Below are 10,291 nucleotides of genomic sequence, written 5' to 3'. Positions count from 1 at the left end.
TTTTCCAAGAAGTAAAACGGCGAACCTATCAATTTGGAAATTGTTTTAGAAACGCCGATCCAGAAACGGCCGAAACGTGGCTGCAGAGCTTCGCGTATTGCTGGAACAGGCTAATCTGAACAATGCCATCTAGAAGGTGGGTTGTGGGAATGATGCGAATGCGTACAATGTCAATTAGACCAGACATATCTGGCCCTGAATATCCAGACTCGCGATCGCACTCTCCCTCTGACGAAGTGCTGTAAAAGCTACTCGGTGCTCGAACCACTCTCTGTAGTGCGAGACGAGTGTGGCGATAACCCAGGGCGGCGCCGGGGTGCCTGTTCGGGACCCGTGTTGTGAGCTTCGATTGGTATGGATGGGGGGTTGCTGGAACACCTGAAAACGGCCGAGAGAAGTGCTGTGAAGTGCGCTGGCCGGGAATTGAACCCGGGCTATGAGCTTGGGAAGCTCATGTCCTACCACTAGACCACCAGCGCTCGTTCGCGTCGGTCGCTCGCGCCGAGGATCGTGATTCCGTCGGAATCACTCACCAGCAGCGCTCGTATCAACGTGAGACGCCGGCTCGTATTAAAAGAACCGGACTGCGTGTCCCTGCCCCGATCGTGCCACCGAGTTCCCTCGATCGGTCACAGGTAGCCGAACAGCGTTCCAACGAGCACCAGTACCCACAGCGCGGTGCCGACCAGCAGCATGTCGTTGACCTTCGAACGCTGCGCGGCCCGCTTGGCCGCGCCGCCGGCGATCAGCCCCAGGGCGACGACGACGAGCATCCGCTGGACGACGACGTCGACGGGCAACGCGCTGACCTCGAGCAAGCTGTAGTCGAGCCAGATCGCGACCGCGAGCGAGCCCGCGGCGACGACGGCGGCGTCGAGTCGGCGCGTGAGCCCGCGCGCGATCAGATACGTCGCGATCGGAATCCCGACCCCGATCACCGGATACAGCAACGCGGCGATCTGGTGGGGCGTGAGGAATCCGGCGTACCGTTCGAGGGCGAGCCCGCCCATTCGGACGCCGAGGTACAGCGCCAGGATGGTAAAGACCAGGAGGACGTGACCGGCCTCCAGGCGAGCGGAGGCGGCGGCGAGTCGCTGGCGGTCGACGTCGGTCAGGTGGTCGTCGATCGCGTCGGGGGTCCGCTGGACGAGGCGCTCGCCCGTCCCCTCGGATCGACTCGAAGCCATCGTAGTGCGACTGCGGGCACCGACGCCGATCAGGGTCGGGACGACGAGCAGTCCGGCGAGTTCGACGACCGTAGCCCAGCCGTCGGCGTCGGCGGAGTTCCTGTTGTCGAGATACACGCGGCGCACGTCGTCCTGAACGTCGATCCGCGGGTGTTCCATGAAGTCGGCCTCGACCTTGGTCTGGGCGTCCTGCGAGCCGTGGACGCGGTGCCGGAGGGTGAACCAGTCGAAGTGTTCGGAGTGGGTCTGTATGATGACCCAGTCGTCCTCGTTGGGGCTCTCGTAGAGCCGGATGTGGTATCGGTGTCCGTAGTAGTCGCCGTCCTCGAGCTGGCGGCTCTCGGTCGTCCAGTATCCGCTTTCGTTCGGCCCGGGGTCCACGTAGGCGTACCGGGTACCGCCGTCGGCTTCGCCCCAGTCCAGATCCGGGAGCGGACCCGACGGTTCGGATTCCGTCTCGTTGGTGGCGTTCTCCGCCGAATCGTTCGTCGCCCCGGCCTCGAGCGTTCCGTTCACCGATCCCGTCTCAGAGACGTTGCCACCGGTCAGCGAGTAGGTTTCCGGCAGTGCTTCCTCCTCCGACTCGTTGATCTCGGACCAGTCGCCGCCGGCATCCGCGTCGATCAGTACCCGCTCGACGTCCTCGACGTCGGCCCGGACGATCACGTTGATCGGGCTCTGTCTCCGGAACTCCTTCCGAGGACTGAGATACTCCCAGAAACTGCTCTCGGAGTCGTCGAACGTGACGAGTTCCGGCGTCGATTCCGGCTCGGACGGCGACTCGGTCGGCGCGTCGGGTGCGGTCTGATCCGTCGAGAGCGACAGCAACAGCGACGGCCCGCCGACGAGTAGAAACGCGAGCACGAGCAACACGGCTCCGATCACGATCGAGCGACGCATCTCCCCGTCGCTACTGTCGGGAGACACATCAAACCGCGTGTATCGGCATCGGTGAGTGATTCGAGCGCCGACACGACGGGGCCCGAGTCGATCGATATCGAACGTCGGGACCCGGGCCGATCGAGTTTACACGTCGGGACCGACGGTGGTAACGGGGACGGGAGCCTCGCGAACGACCCGCTGGGAGACGCTGCCGACGACGTTGCGCTCGTACTCGTCGCCGCTGGTCCCCATCACGATCAGGTCGACGTCGGCCGCGTCGGCGTAGTCGACGATGCACTCGGCGGGGTTCCCGGTGTCGATCGCCGTCACCGTCTCGACGTCGTGGTCGCCGGCACGCGTCGCGGCCGCGTCGGTCGCCTCGCGGGCGGTCTCTTCGAGTTCGGCGCGGACCTGCTCGACGCGGTCGTCGTCGAGCACGAGGAACGCCCGGTCGTCGACCACCGAGAGGACGTGGAGGGTCGCGTCCCGGGTCCGGGCGACGTCGATCGCGTGATCCAGGACGGTCGCCGCGTGTTCGCTCCCATCGGTCGGATAGAGGATCGTCTCGTACATCGCGTTACGGTCGGCAGTCCGGCCGCCGCGGGGAAAGCCCTTCTCATCGTTCCCTCGTCCCGGGAACTCGGGGACAATCGGACGCGAACGAGAGCACCGGGGAGACGCGACGCCGATCGAGAACGACCATCGAGAAGGACCCGGCCCGACCCCGCGGCTTATACGGATCGCTGTACCGATGTTTCGGCGCACCCGCAGACGGGTCGCGGGTGTGCCGGCACTGACGGACAGCGATCCGTATCAAACGCCCGGGACGCCGATCGCGTCGGGCGCAAAGACCCCGACGACGGTCAGCGCGTAGACGAGTCCGACCGCGACGATCCACGCGACGAACCCGATCGCGGCCGCGGTTCCCCAGCCGCCGGGATACCGCCAGTTGATGACGCCGACCCAGGCGACGAGCATCAGGACGACGCCCAGAAGCGGGATCCAGCCGAGGAAGTAGCTCACGGCCGCCCAGACGAGCGCACCGATGAGGGCGGTCAGTGCGGCGTTCCCGACGCCGGCGTCGCTGTCGACGACGAGTCGCACGCCGGCCAGGATCGCGATGGTTCCGACGAGGAGGCTGACGACGAACGCGAGGGAGACAGCGAGGACCGACATGGATCAGGGCTTCCAGTTCAGTTCGATCGTGATCGTCTCGCGATCCCCCCGCAACATCGACGATCGTTCCACGACGTCGACGGAGACGTTGACGCTCTCGGGCGGGTTGAGATCGACGGTCTTGTTCCCGACCATGACGTTGATCTCGTCGCCGCCGCCCTCGAACTCGTCGCCGAGGGACGCGAGGTACGCTGCGAGTTCCGATCGGGTCATCGTCTCGTCGGCTGTCGTCCGTTCGGCCATACGGACCCCATGACGACGCTGTCCGCAAAAGTATGGGGCGCGAACGAAACGCCAACACCGGATTACTGTGCGGATGCGCGCGGAAACATTTCACTACGGGCGACGCTCCGCGACGCCGACGCGCCGGCCCGTCGTGTCGGCAATCTGGCCTCCCGACATCCCGACGACCTGCCGTCCCGCCGACGGGGTCGAGACGACTTGCGGTTCCGGCGACCGTGACGCCACGCGCCCGGAGGAGGTGAGCGTCGTTGCCGGCGGACCTCGAAGCAGACCTTTTTGGGTGCGGGACGGCTATCCGCCACCGATGGACGTCGACGTCGGACTGGTCGCACAGCGGGGCAACGAGCGCGCACAGGAACTGGCCGCGACCATCGCCGAGGCGATCGACGACGACCCGGTCTCCATCGTCGTCGACAGCGCCACTGGCGCGGCGGTCGATCGCCCTGCCGTCCCGGTCGCCGCGATGAGCGATCGCGACCTCGTCGTGAGTATCGGCGGCGACGGGACCCTGCTGTTCGTCGCCCGCGAGGTCGGCGAAACGCCGATTCTCGGGGTCAACCTCGGGGAAGTCGGCTTTCTCAACGCCGTCCCCCCGGCGGACGCGGAGGCCGTCGTGAGCGACCTCGTCGCCGACCTCCGCGCAGGCGAAGACCACCCGGGACGGACCCTCGCGCGCTTGCAGGCGACCGGTGACGACTGGACGCTCGAACCCGCGCTCAACGAGATCGTCGTCCACGGCCCCCGGCGCGGCCACGGCGGGGGGGCGACCGTCGAGATTCGGATCGACGGCGATCGGTACGCCGAGAGCCACGCCGACGGCGTCCTCGTGGCGACGCCGACGGGATCGACCGCCTACAACCTCAGCGAGGGCGGGCCGCTGGTCCACCCCGCCGCGGAGACCCTCGTCGTCACGCAGATGGCCGCGCCAGAGTCGATGCCGCCGCTCGTCGTGGACCGCGACGCCACGCTCTCCCTGCGAGTCACCGACGCCGAGACTGCCTACGCGATCAGCGACGGGCGGAACAGGCGAGAACTCACACCCCCCGCAACCGTCTCGGTCTCGATCGCGGACGAGCCTGTTCGGCTGGTCGGTCCGCAGGTGAACTTCTTCGACGGCCTGGAAAAGCTGGAGTAGCCCGGCGCACGCGCGCCGATCGGAGCCGGGCCTACGTGCCCTCGATCAGCCGCTCGAGCTGTGCCGGCGGTACTGCGCCACGGGCGGCCCGTCCCTCGTGAATGAACGTCGGGACGCCGGTGACGCGTTGCTCCCGTGCCGCGTCGAACTGCTCCTCGAGTTCCGCCCGGAGTCCGTCGTCGTCGATCGCGTCCCGGATCTCGTCCACGGGTAGTCCGGCGTCCGCGGCCAGTTCGGACAGCACCTCGACGTCGCCGATGTCGCGCCCGTCCTGCCAGAGCGCCTCGTAGATCGCCGCGTCGAAGTCGGCCCACTCCTCGGGGTACGTGTTCACGACGTACCACGAGGCCTGCTGGGCCGGCAGCGAGTCGACCTCGATCGCGATCTCCTGGGCCATCTCGACGCCGTACTCGTCCTGGAGCCGACGGACGTTCTCCCGCGCCTGCGCGAAATACTCCTCGTCTTTCCCGTCGTCGACGTCGTGGTCGATCGAGCCGTCCGGCCTGCGCTTCCCGCGCCGGAGGTCGAACGGCTGCCAGTCGATCGCGAGCGGCTCGTCGCGGCTCTCGCGGTACTGTTCGAGGGACTGTTTCCCAAGGTAACAGAACGGACAGACGTAGTCGGCGTAGAGTACGAGCGACTCGGAGTCCGAGGAGGTCGAGACCATACCGGACGGTAGCGGCGCCAGCGTCAAAAATGACTCCTCTCGGACGGACGAGCGATCCCCGGACGACTGAGCGCCCCGAACGAACGAGCGAGGGCGGACCGATCTGGCGGGTCGCCGGGCATCGACACCCGTCTCGCTTATCCGTCGTGCTCCCACACCTCGACGAGTTCCTCGCTCGTGGTTCGTTCGGCGTCGTAGACGTCCTCGAGATAGGAGAGTCCATCCTGGTGGGCCTCCTCGCTGAACGCCTCGAGGCAGTCGGCTGGCGCAGCGATGTCGTAGCCGCGGAAGAACGCGCTCGCGGACGTGTGACGCGCACACATGTTCGTGTGGAGCCCCGTTACGACGATCCGATCGACACCCAGAGTTCGAAGGTGCTCGTCCAGACCGGTGCCGTAGAACGCGTCGTAGAAGCGCTTCTCGAAGACGTCATCCGCGTCGGTGGGAGCGAGTTCCGAAATCACCTCGGCCCCCTCCGTGCCGGCCATCGCGTGCTCGCCCCAGACGTCGAGTTCGGTGTCCTCGGGTCGGTGGGCATCGTTCACGTAGACGACCTGGACCCCGTGTGCACGAGCGCTGGGGAGCAGTTCGTCACGGAGCGTCGGGATGATCCGTTCGGCCCGTTCCGCGGCGATTTCGCCGGTCACGAAGTCATTCAGCATGTCGAGGACGATAACTACATCCGTCATGACTGACCGAGGTCTGCAGAGAGCGTCAACTGCTCACCTGCATGAGAAGGGCGAGACCGTCGTTCCAGCGTGGACCCGGCGCTCACGCCTGAAGCGGGTTACGTCTCTTCGGAATCGGTCGCATCGCCGCCCGTCGATTCGGGGAGGTTCGGATCCCGGTACGGGTTCCGCCCGTAGGCCGGGAGGTCGTCGTCGAGTTGGGCCTTCAGCACGCGTCGGAGTCGATTCAGGCTCGTCGTGTCGAGCCCGTACTCGGCCGCGAGCCGCCTGAACGCCGGCTCCTCCGTGATGTCGTGGGCGCGGTACTGGCCGAACAGGTCGTCCATCCGATCGGGCGAGAGCGCCTGCGCGTCGATGTCGTCGAGGCCGAAGTACCGCTGGCGATCGACGTCGACGACGTGGCGGATCACCACCAGCGCGACCTTCGGGATGGCCCGCTGGCTGCCGAACTCGGTGAGGTCGATCTCGTCCATCACGCCCAGCGCGAGGTCCCGTTGCCACGGCGTCAGATCGAGCGCGTTACACAGCGCCTGGGTCGTCCGCAGTCGATCGAGGTGGTGAGCGCGTTCGCTGTAGCCCGGCGTCGCGCCGTGCTGTTCGTCGTGGAGTCGCCGAATGCTCTCCGAGAGATCCGCGTCTGGCGACTCGGCACGCCCGATGACAGTCGCGCTCGGCGTGACGACGCCCCATCGACGGACTGTCGAGTCCCGCTGGACCTCCGCTCGTGAGAGCGACCCGGAGCCGGGACGCATCTCGAGGCGGCGGTCGGAGCCCTCGCCGACGGCCACCGCTTGCTCACCGCCCGCCCCGGGGTCGGCACCGTCGTATTGCATCTCGTGTTCCGCTCGGACAGGGAGACGGAAAAAGGCTCGCTCGTTTCGCCGGACCTCTAACCGGGACTGACAGTCCTCGTGATACGTCTTCGAGCCGATCGCGAGAGCCGCGACCAACGATCACAATCGCAGGCCCGTACGGGACGACTCGCGGTCCGATCGCGAGGCTGTCGCGTTCCGATCGAGTGCGCCGAAAAGCCCTTCGTAGCTTCACCTTGTGACCAGAAGTACTTAAATGACGATCGGACCGACCGGCCTCAACCGAGCGGAACGGTCCAGTCGCTACGTAGCGAAGAAACCCTCAGAATCGCCGTCCTCCCGTCATAGCTCCAGCTTGTAACCAGAACCACTTAAAGAACGATCGGCCTCGACGGTTCGATCACTGGACCGCCCCGATCATCTCGTCGACGAACGCGTCCAGCCGATCGTGATCGGGGCCGTCGCGTGCGTGAATCGCGGGGTCGATCTCCCGCGGCGGGCGTGCGAATTCCCGTCCGACGGCGTCGCCGATCGTCGCCGCACCCTCACCGCGTCGTTTCCGTTCGAGCAGGTCCCTCGCGAGGGCGATCCGATCCGCGTCGAAGACGGCCGGTGCCTGTTCCGCCAGGAACCGACCGAAATTGAGCGTCGGCAGATCGTGTCCCCCGCGCTCGCCCGTCGCTTTCAGGTAGCGGGCCGACATCGCCGCCCGACAGATCGTGAGGTTGCGCTTCACCGTCGGCCGCGTCCGCGTTTCGGCGTACCGGTCGTCGCCCCGATCGATCGTCGTCGGTCCGTCGGCCGCCTCGACGACGTACTCGTCGTCGCGCTGCTCGACGATCGGGAAGATCGCGTCGTCGGTACGAACCAGGTGGTCGGAGAGGTACTTCCGGTAGTTGCTCGTCGCGATGCCGCGCCAGGCGTGATAGAGATCGATCGGGTTGTACGTCCGCTCGACGTACGCCCGTAGTTCGCCGGGGTCGTACGCAGACCGGTATCGGATCGGACTCCGGAGCAGGTCGATGGCGCCGTCGTTGGAGTCCGCGAGCAGGGCGGCGACCGTCCGGACGTCCCAGCCCTGGTACTCGAACTCGCCGCGACCGATCGTGATGACGTCGTCCGGACCGTCGAGGTGGGCGTAGACCCGAAGATCGGTCGGGACGAACACGAACCCGACGTCGTAGTCGCTGTCCGGTGCGGCCGCGTTCCAGGCGTGGCTCCCGCGGGCGGCCGCGAACGCGACGGCGACATCGTGGCGGGTTTCGATCGCGTCGAGGTGCGCCGCGACGGTCTCGTGGACGCGCTGTGGGACGAACGTCATGGATGGGACAGCGACCGGCGGAGCGTCGGCTGTCCGGTTCGATCGGCGCCTCGAAAAGCCCTTCGTAGCTTCACCTTGTGACCAGAGGCACTTAAAGGACGATCGGTGACCGACCGATCGAACGTGACGTAGTCAATCGGACGTGACGCTGTCGCTCCGTGGGATGGCATCCGGAGAAGCGGCGATCTCCCGTCGTATCTTCACCTTGTGACCAGAAGTACTTAATGGACGATCGAGCCCCAACGAGAGGTCGGACCGCCGAAAATCATCGTCGACTCAGTCGTCGTCCGTATACTACGGGTTCCGAAAGCCATAATCGCCTGCTACCCTGAATGCGGCCAATGAGTCACCAACTGCCGGACGTGCAGGCCACGTCACCGGAGGTCACCGTCGGCCTGAGCCAGGTCGGCGTCACCGGCGTCGAGAAACTCGTCAAGATCGCCCGCGAGGACAAGCGCCCGATCGTGCTGACCGCGGAGTTCGAGGTCTTCGTCGACCTGCCCGCCTGGCGCAAGGGGGCGGACATGAGCCGCAACATGGAGGTCATCGACGAGATTCTCGAGGACGCGACCCGCGACGAGGCCTACCGCGTCGAGGAGGTCTGCGGCGAGGCCGCCGAACGACTCCTCGAGAAGCACGACTACACTACGCGCGCGGAGGTCTCGATGGAGGCCGAGTTCATGCGCCGGGAGCAGACGCCCGCGAGCGATCGCGAGACCCAGCACACGGTCGATATCGTGGCCGCCGCGACGGCGACCGAGGAGGGAACCCGCGAGGAGATCGGTGCCACGGTCACCGGGATGACCGTCTGCCCGTGTTCGCAGGGGATGTCCGCCGCGAGAGCGAAAGACACCCTCGAGAACCTGGGCGTCGAGGAGGAGACGATCACCCAGTTCTTGGAGGAAGTCCCACAGCCCGGCCACTCCCAGCGCGGCCACGCCACGCTGACGATCGAGGCCGGCGGCGACCCCGCGGTGGACCTGAACGACCTCATCGACGTCGCTCGCGATTCGATGAGCGCGCGGATCTACAACCTCGCGAAACGGCCCGACGAGGACCACATGACCTACGCGGCCCACGCCGACGCGAAGTTCGTCGAGGACTGCGTCCGATCGATGGCCGAGGGCGTCGTCGACCAGTTCGATCACCTCCCGGACGACGCCGTCATCACGATGAAACAGTCCAACGACGAGTCGATCCACCAGCACAACGCTCACGCCGAACGCGTCGTCGAGATGGCGACCCTGCGTGAAGAAGTCAACAGCGAACACTGAACGCCGCACAAGGAACCCCGCATAGAAGATATCGGCCGTCGTTGGACCGCGAACGTGCCGGCAAAGTTGCTCCGGACGATCGATCAGAACTCGAGCGGTTCGGCGCCCTGCCAGTGTGGCGTGAACTCGTCGTGGACGTCCGCGGCGAACTCGGGATCTTTCAGGTCGATCATCCCGAACGCCTCGCTCGAAGAGAGGGGGTTCGGCACCTGGATACAGACTTCGACGCCGTCGATGATGTTGAACGAGCCGGTGACCTCCTCGCTCGTCCGCACGTCGAAGTCCTGTCGCGCCTGTAACGTCTCCCGGTACCGTTTGCCGACGTTCTCGGAGAGGGACGCGACGAGATCCCGGGTCATCAGGATGTCGACCGAGACGCCGCGATCGAGGGCGTCCTCGAGCTGGGCGAGGACCTCGTCGCCGACCGTCCGAATGTCCATCTGGGGGACCGGATCCGCGGCGACCATGACGATGTCCCGGTCCGCAGCTGCGAGCCGTTCGAGGAGGAGGTCGATCGTCTCCTCGGGGCCGACGGCGGCGGTCCAGAACTGCTCCTCGACGGGTTCGGCCGCATCGAGTTCGTCGGCGAGGTCGTCGACGATCGACTCGTACTGTTCGGCCTTCTCCTCGAGTTCGCGTTTCTTGTCGTCGAGCAGCCGATCGAGGGCGGTCGAGGGTTCGACGGCGACGTACTTCTTCGGGCGGCTCGCCGTCTGGCTACGAACGAGGTTGTACTGCTCGATGCTGTTCAGCACGTCGTAGATCCGACCCATCGGGACGTCGCTCGCGCGCGAGAGTTCCTTCGCGGTCGTCGGGCCAGTGTTCAGCAGTGCTCGATAGGCCCGGGCTTCGTATTCGGAGAGCCCGAGGTCCCTGAGGCTAGCCATATGCAAGCACCACTGACT

General features: G+C 66.1%; 11 protein-coding genes and 1 tRNA gene. 2 read left to right on the top strand and 10 right to left on the bottom strand.

Annotated elements, in window-relative coordinates; translation table 11 throughout:
- Nucleotides 1–408: 408 nt before the first annotated feature.
- The 5 genes from AC6I6X_RS10660 to AC6I6X_RS10640 all read right to left on the bottom strand — a co-directional run bounded on the left by AC6I6X_RS10660 (nt 409) and on the right by AC6I6X_RS10640 (nt 3,488).
- A tRNA-Gly gene (locus tag AC6I6X_RS10660) sits at nt 409–479 on the bottom strand.
- A 150-nt stretch (nt 480–629) separates the two neighbouring features.
- Nucleotides 630–2,087: a hypothetical protein gene (locus AC6I6X_RS10655; RefSeq protein ID WP_497930507.1), complete on the bottom strand. Its 1,458-nt coding sequence runs from the start codon at nt 2,085–2,087 to the stop codon at nt 630–632.
- Between the two features lie 126 nt (nt 2,088–2,213).
- Nucleotides 2,214–2,642, bottom strand: coding sequence for a universal stress protein (locus AC6I6X_RS10650; RefSeq protein WP_497930486.1), 429 nt, complete (start codon nt 2,640–2,642; stop codon nt 2,214–2,216).
- 240 nt (nt 2,643–2,882) lie between these two features.
- A complete protein-coding gene (locus AC6I6X_RS10645) occupies nt 2,883–3,245 on the bottom strand; it encodes a hypothetical protein (RefSeq protein WP_497930485.1) in 363 nt (120 codons plus the stop codon).
- A gap of 3 nt (nt 3,246–3,248) precedes the next feature.
- Nucleotides 3,249–3,488, bottom strand: a complete 240-nt coding sequence (locus AC6I6X_RS10640; RefSeq protein ID WP_497930484.1) for an amphi-Trp domain-containing protein — start codon at nt 3,486–3,488, stop codon at nt 3,249–3,251.
- Between the two features lie 304 nt (nt 3,489–3,792).
- On the opposite strand from AC6I6X_RS10640, the gene AC6I6X_RS10635 reads away from it, so the two are divergent.
- Entirely contained in the window at nt 3,793–4,623 is an 831-nt protein-coding gene (locus AC6I6X_RS10635) for an NAD(+)/NADH kinase (protein WP_497930483.1), read from the top strand.
- Nucleotides 4,624–4,654: 31 nt separating this feature from the next.
- On the opposite strand, the gene AC6I6X_RS10630 is transcribed toward AC6I6X_RS10635, so the two are convergent.
- The 4 genes from AC6I6X_RS10630 to AC6I6X_RS10615 form a co-directional block, all read right to left on the bottom strand.
- Complete coding sequence (locus tag AC6I6X_RS10630; protein WP_497930482.1) at nt 4,655–5,290, bottom strand: DsbA family oxidoreductase; 636 nt, start codon at nt 5,288–5,290, stop codon at nt 4,655–4,657.
- Between the two features lie 137 nt (nt 5,291–5,427).
- Complete coding sequence (locus AC6I6X_RS10625; protein WP_497930481.1) at nt 5,428–5,979, bottom strand: cysteine hydrolase family protein; 552 nt, start codon at nt 5,977–5,979, stop codon at nt 5,428–5,430.
- Between the two features lie 98 nt (nt 5,980–6,077).
- Nucleotides 6,078–6,812: a DNA-directed RNA polymerase subunit epsilon gene (locus AC6I6X_RS10620; protein WP_497930480.1), complete on the bottom strand. Its 735-nt coding sequence runs from the start codon at nt 6,810–6,812 to the stop codon at nt 6,078–6,080.
- 379 nt (nt 6,813–7,191) lie between these two features.
- Nucleotides 7,192–8,112, bottom strand: coding sequence for a nucleotidyltransferase domain-containing protein (locus AC6I6X_RS10615; RefSeq protein ID WP_497930479.1), 921 nt, complete (start codon nt 8,110–8,112; stop codon nt 7,192–7,194).
- 341 nt (nt 8,113–8,453) lie between these two features.
- On the opposite strand from AC6I6X_RS10615, the gene mptA reads away from it, so the two are divergent.
- Nucleotides 8,454–9,386 carry a GTP cyclohydrolase MptA gene (gene mptA, locus AC6I6X_RS10610; RefSeq protein WP_497930478.1) on the top strand — a complete coding sequence of 311 codons (933 nt, stop codon included), beginning with the start codon at nt 8,454–8,456 and terminating at the stop codon, nt 9,384–9,386.
- 83 nt (nt 9,387–9,469) lie between these two features.
- Here mptA and AC6I6X_RS10605 read toward each other — a convergent pair whose 3' ends face one another.
- Nucleotides 9,470–10,273: a TrmB family transcriptional regulator gene (locus tag AC6I6X_RS10605; RefSeq protein WP_497930477.1), complete on the bottom strand. Its 804-nt coding sequence runs from the start codon at nt 10,271–10,273 to the stop codon at nt 9,470–9,472.
- Nucleotides 10,274–10,291: the final 18 nt, after the last annotated feature.

The organism is Halosolutus sp. YCN4 (assembly GCF_059736495.1).
Note: the sequence above shows the minus strand (reverse complement) of the source record. Positions and strands in the feature narration are given on the sequence as shown.

Coding starts and splice junctions, on each gene's coding strand:
- AC6I6X_RS10655 (WP_497930507.1), bottom strand. CDS start 2,087: ATGCGTCGCTCGATCGTGATCGGAGCCGTGTTGCTCGTGCTCGCGTTT.
- AC6I6X_RS10650 (WP_497930486.1), bottom strand. CDS start 2,642: ATGTACGAGACGATCCTCTATCCGACCGATGGGAGCGAACACGCGGCG.
- AC6I6X_RS10645 (WP_497930485.1), bottom strand. CDS start 3,245: ATGTCGGTCCTCGCTGTCTCCCTCGCGTTCGTCGTCAGCCTCCTCGTC.
- AC6I6X_RS10640 (WP_497930484.1), bottom strand. CDS start 3,488: ATGGCCGAACGGACGACAGCCGACGAGACGATGACCCGATCGGAACTC.
- AC6I6X_RS10635 (WP_497930483.1), top strand. CDS start 3,793: ATGGACGTCGACGTCGGACTGGTCGCACAGCGGGGCAACGAGCGCGCA.
- AC6I6X_RS10630 (WP_497930482.1), bottom strand. CDS start 5,290: ATGGTCTCGACCTCCTCGGACTCCGAGTCGCTCGTACTCTACGCCGAC.
- AC6I6X_RS10625 (WP_497930481.1), bottom strand. CDS start 5,979: ATGACGGATGTAGTTATCGTCCTCGACATGCTGAATGACTTCGTGACC.
- AC6I6X_RS10620 (WP_497930480.1), bottom strand. CDS start 6,812: ATGCAATACGACGGTGCCGACCCCGGGGCGGGCGGTGAGCAAGCGGTG.
- AC6I6X_RS10615 (WP_497930479.1), bottom strand. CDS start 8,112: ATGACGTTCGTCCCACAGCGCGTCCACGAGACCGTCGCGGCGCACCTC.
- mptA (WP_497930478.1), top strand. CDS start 8,454: ATGAGTCACCAACTGCCGGACGTGCAGGCCACGTCACCGGAGGTCACC.
- AC6I6X_RS10605 (WP_497930477.1), bottom strand. CDS start 10,273: ATGGCTAGCCTCAGGGACCTCGGGCTCTCCGAATACGAAGCCCGGGCC.